Source organism: Streptomyces sp. NPDC001750 (genome assembly GCF_042892615.1).
GTDB lineage: Bacteria > Actinomycetota > Actinomycetes > Streptomycetales > Streptomycetaceae > Streptomyces.
Map to the genome: position 1 here is coordinate 181,644 of NZ_JBIAUE010000005.1, position 17,807 is coordinate 199,450.

The following is a 17,807-nucleotide window of genomic DNA, read 5'->3' on the forward strand; positions in this document are numbered from 1 at the left end:
CGGGGCGCCGCCGCGATCGCTGTTACGAGCGGCGCACCCGCGCAGCCAGTCTGCTGCCGAGGCGTCGCCCGAAGCCGCTCGGGCGGTTCCATGCGCGGAACGCCTCGGCGGTGCGGCTGATGCCGAGACGTTCCGCGGCCTGCTCCACCGCCGCCAGGTCACCGGCCGATAGGGCACGGACCACCGGCCTCAGCACCTCCTCCAGCAGCGCCGTCCGGGTCTCGGTCCAGGCGGTGCCCGCGTGCGGGTGGGAGTTCCATACGGTGAAGCAGTCCGCCACATACGCCGGGTCGGCGCGGAGGCGGGCGAGGATCGGCGCCCCACGCGCGGCTCGGCCGTAGGAGGTGATGAGGTCGGCGTCGCCGCTGTGGACGAACGCGTAGAGCTCGGTCTCGGGCCGGTCCGGGGCGAGCAGCCGTTCGGCCAGGGCGTTCAACGCCTGGTCGAGGACGCCGGGTGCGACCGGTTCGGCCCCTGCGCGCAGCTCGCGGGCCCGTTCCGCCCAGCCGGGCTCCGCCGCACCCGACCGCAGGTCCCGTGCGAACTCCAGGAGCAGCAGGGATCCGCGTGCCCGCGCGTCGATGTCCTGCGGGAAGCCGCGCAGCAGGTCATGGGCGAGTTCGGGGGCCTCCTCGTCGTCGGCACAGGCGCTGAGCGCGGCGGCGACGAGGACAGGCCAGGTGCCGGCCGTGCGGTGTGCGTCGGAGGTGGTCGCGGCCAGCAACTGCCGTGCCTCGGACACGGTGGGCATGTTGGCGCCCCACACCAGCCCCACCCCGGTCCGCAGCACCAGCGGTTCGGTGAACGGCGAGAGGCCCCCGGCGCGGAGCACCGCGTGCAGCGCTCGCATCCGGTCGTCACCGGCGCCCGCCCTGGCATCCGGCGCGGCGGCGCACATCCGCAGATGCGGCAGCGCCTGTGCCCCGGTGAACGGCAGGGCGACATCGGCCAGCAGCCGTTCCGCCGCCGCAGGGGCGTGCGGGGCGAGCCCGTCCAACGCGCCCAGCAGCGCGGTGCGGACGTCGAACTGCTCGTCCAGGAGGCCCAGCAGCGCCCGTGCGCAGTCGCCCGCCCCCTCGTCCAGCAGCGAGCGTGCCATGCGGTGCACGACATCGGGGAGCAGATCCGCGCAGTCCACCTCCAGCAGCCGTACGAGCCGCAGCAACTGCACCGTGCGGCCGACACCTCGGTCGGGTGTGCCGTCCATGCAGGGCGTGCCGTCAGCCAGTTCCGCACGCAGATCGCCACCCAGGGCCGTGACGAGCGCGGCGACGACGCGTTCACCGTCCGGTCCGGCGAAGACGGTTCGCGCGGGTGGTTCCGAGGTGACGTCGCCGCCATGTACCGCCTCGGTCACCAGCAGGGCGCCGAGGGACGCCGTGACGGCCGACGGGGAGCGGCCGTCCAGTGCAGTCAACAGCCGTGAGATGCACGAGAGTTCGTGAGTCGTATGGTCGATGCCGGGAGCGGTCAGCGCCTCGGTCAGCAGACGGGTGCGGTTCTCGTCGAGCGCGTACGGCCGGTCGGCGGCCCAGTCGGCCGCCGCCGCACGCCCATCGGCCCCGAGGGGGACGCCCGCGCAGAGCGCCGTCACGGCGAGCGGTCCGGCGGAGAACGATGCGCCCGGCAACTCGGCCGCATCCTGGAACAGTTCGGGGGAGCGGTTCCGCCAGATCCGTGCACAGGTCTCGGCCCAGACGTCGTCCACGGCCTCCTCCGGGCGCGCCCCGGCGCAGATGTGCACCCTTAGCGCGGGGTCGACGGCCGCATCCTGGCCCAATGTGTCCGAAGGCGCGTCCGGGCTCGGTGCGCCCTGACCCGGTGCGTCCTCTGGCAGCACGCCGACGACCTGGTGCGGGGAGTGGGCGGGGCGGCGCGTATAGGTCGTGAACGTGAGACGGTGCGCGTGTTCCGAGGGGAGTACGGCCCCGGCGAGGGCGAGCCACCGTGCGACGTCGGCGCTCTGCCGTTCCACCAGAACCACCCGTGCCGACGACGGCTCCTCGCACACCCGGCGCAGATCGGCGAAGACCGCCGCCAGCCAGGGGCTTCGGGAGACCGCGAAGTCGTTCAGCGCCTCCGCTCCGAAGACCGAGGAGGCCGGAAGGGCGGATATCCGGCCCAGCGCTTTGCCGTCCGGCGGGGTGGCGGCCCAGTTCGGCGACCGCCATGCGGTGATCGGCAAGGCGTCGCCCGGCAGCCGCGTACCGGGCGGGAGATGCACCGCGTGCGCGTGGAAGCCGACGGTCCCCTGCCCGGCGACGGCGACCGTGCGGCTCAGCAGATGACCACCGTCGGACAGCGCGCTGAAGCCGAACGCCTCTGGAAACGAGCGGATTTCCTCGGTCGTCGGGTGGTGCGATGCCCCTGCTGGCGGTTCGTAGCCGAGGAGCTGCTCGGCGTCGGCCAGCACCTGCGTGGGCAGTCCGGCGCTGACCGCCGTGAACCGTGCGCCGCCCCCGGCGCCACCCGCGCAGGCAGCAGAGGCAGAGGTGTAGTGCAACTGCGCGAGGCTCATGCGTCGGCCCTCTTCGTCCATGCCGCGACCTCCCCGTGCCGGACAGCACTCCCGCTGCGTCGGCGCTGCCGAGGGCGAGCCGTACGGGGCGCGGGGGCGACCCCGGCGGGGAGCGGGTCCGCGATCGCGGGAGCGACGCTATCAAGGACGCAACTCCCTTACGTACCCCGCTGAATGGACGCGCTCGCGACCGGAGGCGGCCGCCGTCACGAGTCCTGGCGTTCATGCCCGGGGCATCCGGAGCCGGGTGCGAGGCAAAGGCGCGTTCAGCGCTCCTTCATCACCCGAACGGCCTACGTACCCGGGGCGTCTCCGGTCGTTGAGCGTCATCGGATTGAACCGATCCCCCTGGGGCACCGCGATCCGGCCCGAGGGACGCCCTCCCTATAGGAGTTACTCGAATGAACCTCAAGTCTCTCTCCGTGGTGGCCGCCGTTCTCGCCCTGTCCGGTCCGGCCGGTGCCGCGACGGCGAACGTGGTGCCCGGCACGGTCTCCGGCGACGGCGGCAACCGCATCGGCACCCTGCGGGCCAATGGTGACGCCTACGTGAAGGAGGGCGGCCTCAGCGCGTCATGGGTCCTGGAGCGCGACGACGTCAAGCAGATCACGCTGTCCGGAAACCGCATCGGTGTGCTGACGGGCGCCGGTACCGCCTGGGTGAAGGAGGGCGGTCTGAGCGCCAACTGGGTGCGAGAGGCCGACGACGTCAAGCAGATCGCCCTGTCGGGCAACCGCATCGGCGTCCTGAAGGACAACGGCGAGGCATACGTGAAGGAGGGGGGCCTCAGTGCGAGTTGGGTCAAGGAGGCCGACAAGGTCAAGGAGCTGGAGCTGTCCGGCAACCGCATCGGCATCGTCAAGGGCAACGGCCAGGCGCATGTGAAGGAGGGTGGCCTCAGCGCGAGTTGGGTCAAGGAGGCCGACAACGTCATCGGCATCGACCTGGCGGGCAACCGCATCGGTGTCCTCACCGCCAACGGAGCCGCCTGGGTGAAGGAGGGCGGCCTCAGCGCCAACTGGGTGCGGGAGGCCGACGACGTCATCCAGCTCGAACTGTCCGGCAACCGCGTCGGCGTCCTGAAGGACACCGGCGACGCGTACGTGAAGGAGGGCGGACTGAGCGCCAACTGGGTTCACGAGTACACCCACGCCATCCAGATCGCCCTGTCCGGCAAGCGCATCGGCGTCCTCAAGGGTGACGGCGCGGCCCGGGTCAAGGAAGGCGGCCTCGGTGCGTCGTGGGTCCTGGAGGCGGACAACGTCACCGAACTCGCCCTGTCGTAACGTGCTGGTCCGAGGATTGACCTCGGGACCTCCGACCTCGTGACTCCGGACCTCTGAGTCCTGATTGCTGTCCCGACAACCGCCGTGTCGCATACCGGAGCCGATCCGGTGCGTGGCGCGTGCCGTTCGGGCCCGGCGCTGCCGGTTCAGACGCTTACGAGGCCGTTACGGCGTACGCGATGAAATCGGTCCATGTGGTGGGGGCCCAGGGCGAGCTTGGGCCCGAGTCCCGGCGCGTCCCGGCGCCGCGCCACCCCGGAGCACGGGCGGCACCGGGATGTGTCGGTGGCGCGCCGGGATGCGCCGCTGGTGGCCTCAGGGAAGTTGAGCAGTGATCACGGTCACCGTGCAGAGCAGCGCACCGGAGACGAGCGTGGGAACGGCGAAGGTGAGCACGCGCAACCAGGTGTGCGAGCCACGGGCCACGGGGAGCCGATGCCAGACGCGGACGGAGGCTGCTGCCGCGAGCGCCAGCAGTCCGACGCCGATCGGCCAGACGACGGTGGGGACATGACCCCATTCGCCGATGCGCAGGGAGAGCAGGGACAGGGCGGCTCCGGTGACCAGCAGCGAGATCACCTTGAGCCGGTCCAGAGGCCGGGAGAGGCGGCTGCGGCGTGGCCGGACGACACCCGCGAGGACCAGTGCGGGGGCGCCCGCAGCGAGCAGGAGCGTCAGCGCGATGAACGCCGGATGCGGCGACTGCGGTTCGTCGAACTCTGGTGCGGCTATGCCCAGCAGCGAGAATCCGATCTTCTCGACCGGTGTGCGGGTGGAGTTCGCGAGAACGACGACGGCGCGCCCGTCGTCGGTCTTGGCGACAAAGGTGCGGGAGCCGTTGGTCAGGCCGTTGTGCCAGCTGACGGAGGTGCCCGCAGCTTTCCAGATCTGCCAGCCCAGACCTATCCGGCCGTCGTGCTTCGCGTAGTCGGGGACGTCCGCCAGGGGCGTGTGGGTACGGGTGGGAGGCGTGAGTGCGGACGGGCTCCGGCCAGTGGAGAGGAACTTGACGAGGTCGGCGCTGGTGGTCCAGGTGCCCGTACCGACCGCTGCCCAGGGGAGGTTGGTGAAGGGGACTGTCGGAACGCCCGCGGTGCTGTGCGGCAGCGCCGCGCCGCGCGGGGTGCCGGCGGTGTCGCGGATGGTGGTGTCGCGCATGCCGAGCGGGTCCAGGACGCGAGCGCGCAACGCCGTGCCGTAGTCGCGCCCGTCGACTTCGGCCAGGGTTTCGGCGAGGACGGCGTACCCGAGGTTGGAATACGCGAACGAGGGACGCTCACGGGGACCGACGCCTGTCAGCGTGGCGAGGGTGCGCATGGGGTCGCTGAGCGCCGCGTAGCCGTTGCCCCCGAGGAGATGAATGGCCATGGCGCGGACGAAGGCCGGGTCCTGAGCAGGTATGGACGGCAGTCCGGCCGTGTGCGTAGCCAGCTGCCGGATGGTGATCGCACCGACGGCGGGGTCCGCGAAACGGACATCGGGCCACAGCTCGGCGAGCGTGTCCGTGAGTGTGATCTTCTTCGCCTCCAGCAGTTCGGCGAGCAGCGTGGCGGTCAGCACCTTCTGCACCGATCCCGTCTCGAAGGCGGTGTCGGGCGTGACCGGTGTGGAGCCGTCGGTGGTGCCCAGGGCCGCCCGGGTCGTCCTTCCTCTTTCGACGAGGGCAACGGACAGGCCCACCGAACCGCCCGCGCTCCGACCGTCCGGGAGCAGCTCGGCGACACGGCCGGCGAGAGCGGCGTCACCGGTGGTGCGGGATGTGACCCCGGCGCTTCCGGGCGAGGCCAGGAACGCGACGACAAGGGCGAGCGACGCGGCGGTGAACGCCCACCACATACTCCTTGGGTGTCCTGGGCGTCCTGGGCGTCCTGGGCTCCTCGTGCTTCTCCTGCTTCTCGTGATTCGCGTGCTTCTCGGATTTCGCGTGCTTGTCGGACGGCCGTCGTGGCCGTTGCGGAGCGCTGACATGGGACTTCCTCTCGGGCCGCATCGGACGGCCCCGGCCGGGGAATTCCACGTTCGCCCAGGTCACAGCGGCGCCGCGTCGGCCGTCCGGCCCGTAATCGGCACCCCGGAAATAGCCATTCGGCCACCGTGCCGGGCCCACTTCCCGACGTACAGTGCGGAACATGCACAACCAGTCAGCTGCCCGGTTCCGGCCGGGCGGCACGATCAAACTGCCCACCCCTCGGGTCCTGCTGTTCGGCTCGGCGGCGGTCCTGCTCCTGTTCGCCCTCCTCGTCGATGTCGACAGGCTGCGCGGCCTGGGCCCCGGGGGCGCCGGCCTGGGCCCCGGGGGCATCGACGGCGCGCTGTTCCTGGGGGCGGGCGCGATCGCCGCCGCGCTGGTGGTGTGGGCGCTGCGCCCGGGGACCTCACCCGGGGCGACCGCCGCCGCCGCGACCGGGGCGCTTGTCGCCTCCCTCGCCGCCTCGGCCGGTTGTCGGCTGCTGTCGACGGGGCACCAGCCGATCGGTGTCACGGAGGCGGCGGCCACCGCCCTGATCGTCCCGGTTGTCGCGTACCGCTGCCGTTCATGGCTCGTCGCGGGCGTCTCGGTCCTCACATTCGTCGCGATGCTCGCCTCTTCGCAACGAGCGGGACACCCACTGGACCCGGACAACGCGCTCCTCGTCCTCGCCCTCCTCAGCCCCGGTTTCGCCCTGCGCTGGCGCGACGAGCGGCGTGCCTGGCACATCGAGCGCGCGCTGCGGCAGGAACGCAACGCCCTCGCCCGTGATCTGCACGACGTCGTCGCCCACCAGGTCACCGGCATCGTGGTCCAGGCACAGGCCCTCCAGCACCTCGCCGCCCGCGACCCCGACACCCTCTCCACCGCTCTCGCCGACATCGAGGACGCCGGAGTGAACGCGCTCACCGCCATGCGCCGCCTGGTCTCCGCCCTGCGCGACGGAGAGCACCCGAGCGCCGAGACGGACCCGCCGACCGGGGCCCTGCGCGCCCTGCAGCGCCCTGCCGTCGGGGACCGGCCCGCCGTCTCCGTGGTCCTCGACGCCGGGGTGGACCTCGACCGGGCGCCCGGCGAGATCGCCGCTGCCGTGGTGCGCATGGCCCAGGAATCGGTCACCAACGCGGAGCGCCACGCCTGCGGAGTCGGCCGCATCACGGTACGAGTGAGCGCCGACGAGGGAAGCATCCGACTCGACGTCCGCGACGACGGACATGTGGCCCACCGGGCCCACGCCGGTGAGGGCTACGGCCTGATCGGTAGCACCGGCACCAGAATCGGCACCGGCCCTGGCATCGGCACCGGAACGACCAGAACCAGTACCGGCACCGGCCCCGGCAGTGGGCACGGTCCGGCCGGCACCAGGACCGGCACCGGCGGCGGGTACGGATCGATCGGCACCCGCGGCGGTGGGTATGGGCTGATGGGCAGCGGCGGAGGCGGGTACGGTCTGATCGGTATGGCCGAGCGGGCCAAGCTCCTCGCCGGGACCTTCCACGCGGGACCCGCACCGGACGGTTCCGGCTGGCAGGTCAGCGCAGCCCTTCCGACCGGCGCCGACGCGCGGAGGAAGAGGTGACCATTCGTGTACTCGTCGCCGACGACCAGCGCATGGTCCGTTCGGGCTTCCGCTACATCCTGGACGCCGAGTCCGACATCGAGGTCGTGGCCGAGGCGGGGGACGGTCACGAACCACTCCGCCTCGCCGAGCGGCACCGGCCGGACGTGTGCCTGCTGGACATCCAGATGCCCGGCATCACCGGTCTGGAGGTCACTCGCCGCCTGGCCGCACCGGACGTGGCCGATCCGCTTCGGGTCGTCGTGGTGACCACCTTCGACCTCGACGAGTACGTCTACGAGGCGCTGTACGGAGGTGCCGTCGGCTTCCTCCTGAAGGACGCCGGTCCGACGACGCTCATCGAAGCCGTACGCGCCGCCGCGCGCGGCGACGCGTTGATCTCCCCGCAGATCACGGTCCGCCTCCTGAAGCACTTCACCGCGGCCGGTCGTCCGGCCCGGCAGTCGGGCGAGCCGGACCATCCCCTCACCAGCCGTGAGCTGGAGACCGTACGGGCCGCCGCGCGCGGCCTCACCAACGCCGAAATCGCCCAGACCCTGTACGTGTCGCTCGGCACGGTGAAGAAACACCTGGCCGCCGCCCAGCTCAAGCTCGACGTCCGCAATCGCGTCGAACTCGCCGCCTGGGCCCACCGCCATGGACTCGTCCGTGACACGGACGACCCCTCACCCTTCGCCCGGTGATGGTTCTCCCGGGTGGTCGTGGGGGCGGGACGGGCCGGGGCGGGTAGGCAGGAGAGCGGTGGACCGTCCGTCGCTTCCCGCGCCCGTCCGTACCCGATCCCTTCGAGGAGCCGCCGTGAAATTCGGGGTATCGACCTTCATCACCGACCAGGGCATCAGTCCCACCTCGCTCGGGACCGCCCTTGAGGAGCGCTCGTTCGATTCGTTGTTCATCGCCGAACACAGCCACATCCCGGTGAAACGCGAGACGCCCTATCCCGGCGGGGGAGAGCTGCCGGAGATGTACTACCGGACCCTCGACCCCTTCGTCGCCCTCACCGCCGCCGGGGTGGTGACCGAACGCCTGCTGCTGGGTACCGGCATCGCACTGATCCCGCAGCGCGATCCGATCACCACGGCCAAGGAAGTGGCCTCGCTCGACCTGGTCTCCGGCGGCCGGGTGATTCTCGGCGTCGGCATCGGCTGGAACCGCGAGGAGATGAGGAACCACGGCACCGATCCCACCACCCGCGGTCGGCTCACCGACGAGCGGCTGCATGCCATGCGGGACCTGTGGACCGAGGAACAGGCGGAATTCCACGGTGAGTTCGTGAACTTCGACCCGGTCTTCTGCTGGCCCAAGCCCGTGCAGCGCCCTCATCCGCCGATCTACGTCGGTGGCGGCGAGGGTGCGTTCCGTCGGGTGGCGCGGTTCGGAGACGCCTGGCTGGCCCTCGGTGAGTCGCCCGAGAAGCTCGGTCCGCAGATCGAGCGGCTGCGGGACCTCGCCGACCGGGAGGTGCCGGTGGCGGTCTACGGCGTGCCCGACGACCCCGAGCAGGTCGAGGGATACGGCCGTCTGGGGGTCGAGCGGCTGTTGTTCTATGTGCCGACGATGCCCGAACGGGAGACTCTGGTGCACCTGGACCGGCTGGCCGGGCTCGTCGCGCGGTACAGCTGAGGCACAGGGGCTGCGCCCGCGCGGCCTGTGCGCTGTCCCGCGTTGCGCGCGCCGTCCGCACGTGTCGGGCTGGCTGTCCGCACATGCAGTGCGACCTGTCCGCACATGTCCGGCGCGCTGTCCGCACATGCAGTGCGACCTGTCCGCACATGTAGTGCGTGCTGTGCTCGGGTGCCGTGTGGGCAGGGCCCGCGTGTCGTCCGTGCTGTGCCCAGGCGCCGCGTTTGCCCTGATGACCCGACTGCTGTGCGTGCGTGCTGTGAGCGCCGGAAGGGGTGCGATGCCCGCTCTGACGAGCGTCGAAGCGCGGGAGCTGTTCGCCGCGGCGCGCGTCGCCCGCCTGGCGACGGCCGACGCGTCGGCCCGCCCGCATCTGGTGCCGGTGGTGTTCGCCCTGGACGGCGATGTGCTGGTGCTGGCCGTGGACCACAAGCCGAAGCGGACAACGCGGTTGAAACGCCTGGCGAACATCACGGCCAATCCGCCGGTCTGTCTCCTCGCCGACCACTACGAGGACGACTGGGAACGCCTGTGGTGGGTCCGGGCCGACGGGGAAGCCCGTGTGCTCCCGCCGCCGGACCGGTCCGGCGAGGCGGCCCGGCGCGTCGGAGCGCTCGTGGCGAAGTACTCCCAATACGCCGGTCGGCCACCGGAGGGGCCCGTCATCGAGGTCGCGGTCATGCGCTGGAGCGGTTGGCGCGCGGCGTGACAGGACAGCACCCGACAGTCGCCCCCTCACCGCACCCGCTTATCGCCCCCTGCGCGTCGAGGGCGCGCGCCCTCGCCCGCACACCCCCGACCGAGGGCATGCGGGCGAGGCCGTCAGGACCGGGTCGCGCCATCCCGTATCGACACCGCCACGTGCTGGACGCGCATCGGGTGGCCCGGTTCGGTGCGCGGGCCCACCGTGGCGCCGTCGGCGGACGGGAGCATCCCCGCGCGTTGGATCCAGCCCATCGACTCGTCGGTGTCGAAGCACTGCGGACTCTGCACGATGCCCACACCGGGGTCGGCGAGGTACGGCACCAGATGGCGCAGGATAGTCGGGGCGCGGCGCGAAGTCGGCGTCCAGGATGGCGATGTACTCGGCGTTGCTCAGGGTGAGCGCGTGGTTGAGGTTGCCGGCCTTCTTGAGGTGCCCCCGGTCGGGGCGCACGACGTAGCGGTAGCCGTACGCGGCGGCCAGTTCGCCGACCTCGGCGCGGTCGGCGTCGTCCAGCACCCAGACGGTCAGCGCCCCGGGCCAGTCGACCGAGGCGACGGCCCGGTAGGCGTTCTCCAGCACGGCGAGCGGTTCCCCGCAGGTGGGCAGATAGAGGTCCACCGTGGGGAGTTCGTGGGGGTTCCAGGCGTGGACGAGCACCTCGTGCGAACGCCTGCTCAGTCTGCGCCGGCGCAGACTGTTGACCGAGGAGAGCACGAGCGCGACGACGTTGAGGGCGAGCACCGCGAGGAACGCCCACAGGGCCGGGGCGCGCAGGGAGAAGGTGAGCATGGTCGCCGCGGTGAGCACGAAGGCGAGCGAGGTGGCGATGAGCACCCAGCGGCGTTGTGGCCCGAAGTACCAGTAGAGCTCGTGGTCGGACGGAGGCTGAGGTAAGTGATGGGTCGTCATAAGTCCCCCATGGCTGCGCATGTGGCGGCATCAGGTGACCGTCGAGAGCGCTCACCCTACCGTCAAAGGTGTAGACCATTCATCAAGGGTGTGTTAATTGAGTCGCCTGGTCGGGGCGCCCCCCGATTGGTCCAGACCTATTCGATCGCCCGTGCTCACGTCGTGGGGAATCAGCAGGTCGCGGCGTGGTGAACAGTCGTCCAACTCCTGCTGCGCGAGGGCCGGTGCGCGGTGCCTTCCGCAGGGGTGTCGCCTGCCTCCATTCGGGCAGGTCCTCGCAACTCGCTTGTGAATCAAGTGTCTTGATGTGGAAACAATCCCGGCCTGAGTCCTTCGGGCCGGGCGCGGGGCCGTAGCATCGACGCGGCGCCGGGGAGACGGTGCCGGGCACGATTCCGGGGGACGGAGGTGTCCTCTCGTGTCATGGTCCGGGTCCGGGGCGAAGCCCGGGTACGGAGTCCTGGTGGCGGCCCCGCTGCTGATGCTGCTGGTGGCGTGCTCCGGTGGCGGGGAGGGCGTCGACGGAGCAGTGACGAGCGCCCGTCCGGCCGATGGCGCCGCAACGTCCCCGGCCGGCGATGCGGGAACGGCCGGTGGCGCCGCAACGTCCCCGGCCATCGACGCGGACCCGGCCCGGCTGCCGGCCACGCGTGGGGCGGCGCTCGACCTCGTCCGGCGCGTCATCGCGGGCCCCGAGAGCTTCGGGCCCGGAGTCGTGCCGCGCAGCCCGCACGAGAGCGGGCCCGACACCTGGCCCGTGCTCGGGGCCGACTGCGTCTGGCGCCAGGAGAAGCCGGCGCCCAGCGTCCTCGCCACCCTCACCCGCTCCTTCGAGGTGCCCGCGGCCCGGGGGCGGGGGCCGCTGCGGCTGGCGGCGGTCGTGACCGTGCACCGGACACGGGAGGACGCGCGGTGGGAGATGGCCGAGTCGGTCGAGGAGACGATGCGTTGCCCCACGCAGCAGCTGCGGCAGGGCGAACAGATCGGCTCCATGGTCGCGGGCCCGTTGGCGCGAGGGGAGGGCACTCAGACCACCTCCGAGGACGCGCTGATGGAGATCGGCGAGTACCGGAGCGCCGCGCTCGGCGGCCCCTATTCGTATCTGTGGGCCCAGGCGCAGATTCTGCAGTTCACCGTGGCCGTGACGGGCAAGGGGGCCAAGGGGTGGTCCGCGAACGACATCGAGGACTTCATGTCCCCGGCCCTGGTCGCCATGGAGGTGCGGCTCGAATCCGCCGTGAAGAAGCAGAGTTGAGGAAGGCGGACGGCTGATGGACGCGTTGAGGGCCTCGGATCCGTCACGGATCGGCGGGCACCGGCTGCTGGGGCGACTGGGCGCGGGCGGGATGGGGGTGGTCTACCTCGGCCGCGCGGACTCCGGGGCGCTCGCCGCGATCAAGGTGATCCTGCCCGAGTACGCCGAGGACGGCGACTTCCGGGCCCGCTTCCGCCGCGAGGTGGAGGCCGCCCGCCGGGTGGACAGCCCCTGGGCGGTGGCGGTCACCGATGCCGACACCGGGGGCGAACGCCCCTGGCTGGCCACGGAGTTCGTGGCGGGCCCCGCACTGTCGGAGGCGGTGGCCCGGGGCGGACCGCTGCCCGCGCGGAGCGTCCGGGTGCTCGGACGGCTGCTCTCCCGCGCGCTGGCCTCCGTGCACGCGGCCGGACTCGTCCACCGCGACGTCAAACCGGGCAACGTCCTGCTGACGACCGACGGACCGCGCCTGATCGACTTCGGCATCGCGCGTGCCGTCGACGCCACGGCGCTGACCGCGACGGACCTCGTGGTGGGCACCCCAGGCTTCCTCTCGCCGGAGCAGGCCACCGGGGGCGGCACGGCCGCCGGACCCGCGAGCGACGTGTTCTCGCTGGGGTGCCTCCTGGCGTACGCGGCGACCGGGCGGCCCCCGTTCGGCAGCGGCGCCGCCGAGGCCCTGCTCTACCGCACCGTCCACGACGAACCCGACCTCGACGGGATCGACGACCCGGAACTGCGTTCCCTGCTGGGCGAGTTGCTGGCCAAGGAGCCCGCGGCCCGGCCCGATGCCGCCCGGCTCGACGAACCGATCGTCGAGGACGCGCCCGACGGCTCCATCGACTGGCTGCCCGAGGACGTCGTACGGCTGATCGCCGTCCGGTCCACCGCGATGCTCGCCCTGCCCGACATCGACGCCACGGTGGCCGACGAACCCACGACGGCCGCCGCCGCGCCCGCGCCGGGGCGACGGGGCCTCCTCCTGCTGGCGGGCGCCGGGGTCGTGGTCGCGGCGGGCGGCGGTGCGTTCGCCGTCCGGGGGCGGCTGGGCGGCTCGCACGATCCCGGCGCGGCCGGCGCGGACGGACCGGCCTGGACCATCGGCGTACAGGCGGATCTGTCCGGCCCCAGGAGCGCCGACGGACGGGCGCAGGAGCGAGGCGTGCGCCTTGCCGTGGAACGGTTCAACTCCCGTGGGAACAAACCGTTCACGCTTCGGGTGAAGGCGCTCGACGACCAGGGGGAGGCGAGCCGGGCCGTGCGGGTCGCCGAGCGGTTCGCCCGCGACCGCGACGTGCTCGCCGTCATCGGCCCGACCGGCGACCCCGCCACCGACGCCGTCCTCGGCGCGTACGACGAGGCGATGCTGCCCGTCATCACCGTTTCGTCGCTGCTGCTCGCCTATACCGCCAGGTCCCAGAAGTCCTTCTTCCAGGCCGCCCCGTTCGACGCCGCGCTGTCCGTGCCGATCATCAGGCGGCTGCTGCTCAGGCCCGATGTCGAACGGCTCGGGGTGCTGCTCGACCGGACCGGTGGCCAGGCCGCCTACCAGGTGGGCTACGCCACCCAGATGAACGCCGGTGTGCTCACCACCGGGACGGCGTACCCGAGAGTGGTGCCGGCCGGAACACGGGACTTCGCGCCGGTCGTCGCGGACATGCTCGCGCACGCCAGTGACGCCTTCTTCTACGCGGGTGACGCGGCCGGAGCCGCCCGCATGGCGCGCGCCCTCGCCGCCACGTCCTTCAAGGGCCCGCGGATGGCCATGCACACGGCCATGAACGCCGCGTTCCTGGAGGACGGCGGGGACGCCGCCGAATCCTGGGAGTTCACCGCCCCCTGCATCGCCGCGACGGCACCCGAGGCCAAGAAGTTCGCCGCCATGCACCGGAGACGGTTCGGGTCCGCCCCGGCCCGCTGGGCCGCCGAGGCGTACGACGCGGCCGGGCTCGTCATCGCCGCCCTCACCGCTCTCGTCGCCCCCACCGCCACGGCCACCACTGCCACCGCCGGTCCCACTCCCCGCGCCGGGGAGGCCCGGCGCCCCACGCGGGCCGCGCTCGTGGCGAGGATCGCCGCGTCCACGTACGAAGGGGTGTCGCGGACCTACGCCTTCGACGAGGACCACCGCCTCAAGGGCTCGGACGCCTACCTCTACACGGTGCGGAACGGCGGCTACCACTATCTCGGCCGGGCGCCGAGGACCGAGGCCTGATCCGATATGCGGCCCCTCACCCCGGACGACCCCCGCACCATCGGCGAGCACCGCACCCTGGCACGGCTCGGCGCGGGTGGCATGGGGGTGGTCTATCTGGCCCGTTCGTCCGGCGGGGCACTCGCCGCCGTGAAGGTGATCCGCGCCGAATACGCCGCCGACCCCGGCTTCCGCGCCAGGTTCCGGCGCGAGACCGAGGCCGCCCGGAGGGTCACCGGACCGTGGGTGGTGCCGGTGACCGGAGCGGATCCCGAGGCCCGTGAGCCCTGGCTGGCCACCGTGTTCGTACCGGGCCCCTCACTGGCCGAGGCCGTCGCCGCCGAGGGTCCGCTGCCGGACACGACCGTCCGCCTGCTCGGCGCCAGGCTCGCCGGCACACTCGCGGCGGTGCACGACGCCGGGCTCATCCATCGCGACGTCAAGCCCGGCAATGTGCTCCTCGCGCTCGACGGACCCCGGCTCATCGACTTCGGCATCGCACGCCATGAGGGTGCCACCGCCCTCACCGCGACCGATGCCGTCATCGGCACGCCCGGCTACCTCGCCCCCGAACAGGCCTCGGCGGGTCCGCTCGGCCCGGCCTGCGACATCTTCTCGCTGGGCTGCGTCCTCGTGTACGCGGCGACCGGGCGCCGGCCGTTCGGGCAGGGCAACGCCGCGGCGATACTGTTCCGCACGGTGCACGAGGAACCGGACCTGAACGGTCTGCCGCCCGGACTGCTGCCCCTCGTCGCGAGCTGTCTGGCCAAGAACCCGGCGGACCGGCCGACGGCACGCCAGGTGGAGCAGCAGCTCACCGCCGCCACGGACAACACCGTCCCCACCGGTGCCGCCGCTCCCACCCGGGCCGCCGATGCCGCGCACACGGCCGAGTGGTCCTGGGCGCCGTCCGGGCTGTCCGCCCTGATCGCCGAACGCGCGAGCGCCGCCCTCGCCCTTCCCGCCCCCGAACCGCCCACGGCCGTGGCAGATCCCGGCCCGGACCGCGATCCAGGTGCGCGGGGCCCCGCGCGGCGACGCGTGCTCACCGCCGCAGCCGCCGCTGCCGTCCTCCTGGCGGGCGGCGGAACCGCGGTCCGGGTGATGGGCCGACAACGGGACGAGGGAACCACCACCCGCACACTCCCCACGTACACGGTCGGTCTGCACGCGGACCTGACCGGCCCGGGCAGAGCGGTCGGCCTGGCGCACGAGCGCGGCGTCCGGATCGCCGTCGCCGACCACAACTCCCGCGCCGCCGGTTTCCGGCTTTCCCTGCGCACCGAGGACGACGGCGGGGACGCGACCCGCGCCCTTCGCGTGGCCGACCGGCTGGCAGCCGATCCGAAGGTGCTCGCGGTCATCGGCCCCACCGGGAACATCGCCGAGAACGCCGTCGTCAGCCGCTACGAGAAGGCACGCCTCGCCCAGGTCGTCGTCGCGGCAGGATCCACCACAGCGCAATGGACGGGCACCAAGTCTCTTTGTGTGACACGGCACTTCGACGCCGTACTGCCGAACGCCCTGACCCGCTACGTGGCCGTCCGCCGGGTGGAACGGCTGGTCGTCGTCGAGGACCGCGCCGACCTCCGGACCGCCTGGTCGCTCGCGAACTCCTTCCGGGACACCCGGTTCCGGGAGACCGAGGTGACCGTGCGCCCGGTCGCGGCGGGCTCCGCCTCCTTCGCCCCGGCCGCCCGCGCGGCGGTCGCGGCGGGAGCGGACGCCGTCGTCTACGCCGGGTCGTCACCCGCCCGGGGCGCCCGCTGCGCCACCGCCCTGGCCGACGCCGGATTCACCGGGACCGGCATGTCCGTCGGACCGGTCCTGGCGCCCGCCTTTCTCCGGGACGCGGGGAAGGCGGCCGAGGGGTGGGTGTTCGCGGAGGCGTACACGAACCCGTCCCGGCTCCCCGCCGCGAAGGCGTTCACCGCCGCGTACCGGAGACGGTTCGGGACCGCCCCGGCCCGCTGGGCCGCCGAGGCGTACGACGCGGTGGGGCTGATCGCCCGGGCGGCCCGGTCCACGAGCGCCGTCGACGCCGTGCGCGACGGCCTCGCGCAGCGGCTGTTCCTCACCCGTCACCCGGGCATCACCCGGACACTGTCCTTCCAGCGCACCCGTCAGGTGACGTACGAGACGGGGATGTTCCTCTACCGGATCGACGGCGGGCAGGCGCGCTTTCTGGGGCCGTACGAAGACGTGTGAAGCGCATGAGACGTGTGAATCGCATGAAACATGCGCGGCGGGGGCGGTGGGACCGGCGGGACCGGTGTGGTGCGGGCCCCGGGCGCGGCGGGCTCGTCCCCGGGCCGTACGGCGGGGCATGAAGCGGAGCTGCGGGCGCGCTTAAGAAATCCTCGATGGACCCCGGGCGCGGGGTGCGGCAGATTTTGCCCGGGACGGCGCAGGATGGTGCGCGGCAGCCGGTCGACGCGCTGCCATGCCGTCCCTCATCTTCGTCCCCGGACCCGCGGATTCCCCCACGAATGCGCCGGTCCGGGGCACTCGACGTCGTACAGCGCAGGGAGCCACCGCCGTGAAGGCACTCGTGAAGCAGAAGGCCGAGCCCGGACTCTGGCTGATGGACGTGCCGGAGCCGGAGATCGGTCCCTCGGAGGTACTGATCAAGGTGCTCCGCACCGGCATCTGCGGCACCGACCTGCACATCCGGAACTACGACGGCTGGGCCCAGCAGGCCGTCAGCACGCCGCTCGTCCTCGGGCACGAGTTCGTCGGCGAGGTCGCGGAGACCGGCGCCGACGTCGTCGACATCAAGGTCGGTGACCTGGTCAGCGGCGAGGGCCACCTGGTGTGCGGGAAGTGCCGCAACTGTCTGGCCGGACGGCGTCACCTGTGCCGTTCCACCGTCGGGCTCGGCGTGGGACGGGACGGGGCGTTCGCGGAGTACGTCGCCCTTCCCGCGTCCAACGTCTGGGTGCACCGGGTCCCCGTGGACCTGGACGTGGCTGCGATCTTCGACCCCTTCGGCAACGCCGTGCACACCGCGCTGTCGTTCCCGCTGGTCGGTGAGGACGTGCTGATCACCGGCGCCGGGCCGATCGGCATCATGGCCGCCGCCGTCGCCAGGCACGCGGGCGCCCGCAACGTCGTCATCACCGACGTCAGCGAGGCCCGTCTGGAGCTGGCGCGGAAGGTCGGCGTCAGCCTCGCCCTGAACGTCGCCGAGGAGACCATCGCCGACGGGCAGCGACGGCTCGGGCTGCGCGAGGGCTTCGACATCGGACTGGAGATGTCCGGGCGGCCCGAGGCGATGCGCGACATGATCGCGAACATGACGCACGGCGGCCGGATCGCCGTGCTCGGACTGCCGTCCGAGGAGTTCCCCGTCGACTGGGCCCACGTCGTCACCTCCATGATCACCATCAAGGGGATCTACGGCCGTGAGATGTACGAGACCTGGTACGCCATGTCCGTGCTGCTGGAGGGCGGCCTCGACCTCGCCCCCGTGATCACCGGCCGGTACGGGTACCGGGACTTCGAGGCGGCCTTCGACGACGCGGCGAGCGGCCGTGGCGGCAAGGTCATCCTCGACTGGACCTCCTGACCCGCCACCGCCGTCCTCGAAGCCGGCGACCGCCCGTCGAAGCTCGGGCCCGCCCGTCGAATCCCGGGGACCGACAGCCGAAACCCGGGGGCCGGCCGCTGAGATTCAGGGCCCGCCCGCCCGAAGCCGTGCCCGACCGTCCGACACCCGACGCCCAACACCCCACGCCCGTACACGGCGAACCCTCGCGACCAGCTGGG

The 17,807-nt window shown here is 72.4% G+C and carries 11 protein-coding genes and 1 pseudogene; 9 read left to right on the forward strand and 3 right to left on the reverse strand.

The features are described from left to right. Nucleotides 1–22: 22 nt before the first annotated feature. Nucleotides 23–2,518 carry a GTPase-associated protein 1-related protein gene (locus ACFYY6_RS11060; protein WP_389192882.1) on the reverse strand — a complete coding sequence of 832 codons (2,496 nt, stop codon included), beginning with the start codon at nt 2,516–2,518 and terminating at the stop codon, nt 23–25. A 401-nt stretch (nt 2,519–2,919) separates the two neighbouring features. On the opposite strand from ACFYY6_RS11060, the gene ACFYY6_RS11065 reads away from it, so the two are divergent. Continuing rightward, entirely contained in the window at nt 2,920–3,804 is an 885-nt protein-coding gene (locus ACFYY6_RS11065) for a peptidase S1 (protein ID WP_389192750.1), read from the forward strand. 315 nt (nt 3,805–4,119) lie between these two features. Here ACFYY6_RS11065 and ACFYY6_RS11070 read toward each other — a convergent pair whose 3' ends face one another. Further along, nucleotides 4,120–5,640 carry a serine hydrolase domain-containing protein gene (locus ACFYY6_RS11070; RefSeq protein WP_388651013.1) on the reverse strand — a complete coding sequence of 507 codons (1,521 nt, stop codon included), beginning with the start codon at nt 5,638–5,640 and terminating at the stop codon, nt 4,120–4,122. Between the two features lie 293 nt (nt 5,641–5,933). Here ACFYY6_RS11070 and ACFYY6_RS11075 point away from each other — a divergent pair, with 293 nt between their 5' ends. From ACFYY6_RS11075 to ACFYY6_RS11090, 4 genes are all read left to right on the forward strand, one after another. Next, nucleotides 5,934–7,352 (forward strand): histidine kinase, encoded by a 1,419-nt coding sequence (locus tag ACFYY6_RS11075; protein WP_351632958.1) that lies wholly within the window; start codon nt 5,934–5,936, stop codon nt 7,350–7,352. Next, nucleotides 7,349–8,035: a response regulator gene (locus tag ACFYY6_RS11080; RefSeq protein ID WP_389192753.1), complete on the forward strand. Its 687-nt coding sequence runs from the start codon at nt 7,349–7,351 to the stop codon at nt 8,033–8,035. Before ACFYY6_RS11075 ends, ACFYY6_RS11080 begins: the two co-directional genes overlap by 4 nt. A gap of 115 nt (nt 8,036–8,150) precedes the next feature. Continuing rightward, nucleotides 8,151–8,975, forward strand: a complete 825-nt coding sequence (locus ACFYY6_RS11085) for an LLM class F420-dependent oxidoreductase (protein ID WP_351519199.1) — start codon at nt 8,151–8,153, stop codon at nt 8,973–8,975. 280 nt (nt 8,976–9,255) lie between these two features. Then, nucleotides 9,256–9,684: a TIGR03668 family PPOX class F420-dependent oxidoreductase gene (locus tag ACFYY6_RS11090; protein ID WP_351519197.1), complete on the forward strand. Its 429-nt coding sequence runs from the start codon at nt 9,256–9,258 to the stop codon at nt 9,682–9,684. 227 nt (nt 9,685–9,911) lie between these two features. On the opposite strand, the pseudogene ACFYY6_RS11095 reads toward ACFYY6_RS11090, so the two are convergent. Continuing rightward, a pseudogene (locus ACFYY6_RS11095) lies at nt 9,912–10,590 on the reverse strand (glycosyltransferase); the annotation flags it as partial. 481 nt (nt 10,591–11,071) lie between these two features. Between ACFYY6_RS11095 and ACFYY6_RS11100 the strand changes: the two are divergent. From ACFYY6_RS11100 to tdh, 4 genes are all read left to right on the forward strand, one after another. Continuing rightward, nucleotides 11,072–11,845 (forward strand): hypothetical protein, encoded by a 774-nt coding sequence (locus ACFYY6_RS11100; protein ID WP_389192885.1) that lies wholly within the window; start codon nt 11,072–11,074, stop codon nt 11,843–11,845. A 16-nt stretch (nt 11,846–11,861) separates the two neighbouring features. Beyond that, the gene (locus ACFYY6_RS11105) at nt 11,862–14,060 is read left to right on the forward strand and encodes a bifunctional serine/threonine-protein kinase/ABC transporter substrate-binding protein (RefSeq protein ID WP_386608236.1); all 2,199 of its coding nucleotides are present in this window, start codon (nt 11,862–11,864) and stop codon (nt 14,058–14,060) included. A gap of 6 nt (nt 14,061–14,066) precedes the next feature. Next, nucleotides 14,067–16,247 (forward strand): bifunctional serine/threonine-protein kinase/ABC transporter substrate-binding protein, encoded by a 2,181-nt coding sequence (locus ACFYY6_RS11110; RefSeq protein WP_389192756.1) that lies wholly within the window; start codon nt 14,067–14,069, stop codon nt 16,245–16,247. Between the two features lie 331 nt (nt 16,248–16,578). Further along, complete coding sequence (tdh, locus tag ACFYY6_RS11115) at nt 16,579–17,607, forward strand: L-threonine 3-dehydrogenase (RefSeq protein ID WP_351519193.1); 1,029 nt, start codon at nt 16,579–16,581, stop codon at nt 17,605–17,607. Nucleotides 17,608–17,807: the final 200 nt, after the last annotated feature.

Coding starts and splice junctions, on each gene's coding strand:
- ACFYY6_RS11090 (WP_351519197.1), top strand. CDS start 9,256: ATGCCCGCTCTGACGAGCGTCGAAGCGCGGGAGCTGTTCGCCGCGGCG.
- ACFYY6_RS11075 (WP_351632958.1), top strand. CDS start 5,934: ATGCACAACCAGTCAGCTGCCCGGTTCCGGCCGGGCGGCACGATCAAA.
- ACFYY6_RS11065 (WP_389192750.1), top strand. CDS start 2,920: ATGAACCTCAAGTCTCTCTCCGTGGTGGCCGCCGTTCTCGCCCTGTCC.
- ACFYY6_RS11100 (WP_389192885.1), top strand. CDS start 11,072: ATGCTGCTGGTGGCGTGCTCCGGTGGCGGGGAGGGCGTCGACGGAGCA.
- ACFYY6_RS11105 (WP_386608236.1), top strand. CDS start 11,862: ATGGACGCGTTGAGGGCCTCGGATCCGTCACGGATCGGCGGGCACCGG.
- ACFYY6_RS11060 (WP_389192882.1), bottom strand. CDS start 2,518: ATGAGCCTCGCGCAGTTGCACTACACCTCTGCCTCTGCTGCCTGCGCG.
- ACFYY6_RS11070 (WP_388651013.1), bottom strand. CDS start 5,640: ATGTGGTGGGCGTTCACCGCCGCGTCGCTCGCCCTTGTCGTCGCGTTC.
- ACFYY6_RS11110 (WP_389192756.1), top strand. CDS start 14,067: ATGCGGCCCCTCACCCCGGACGACCCCCGCACCATCGGCGAGCACCGC.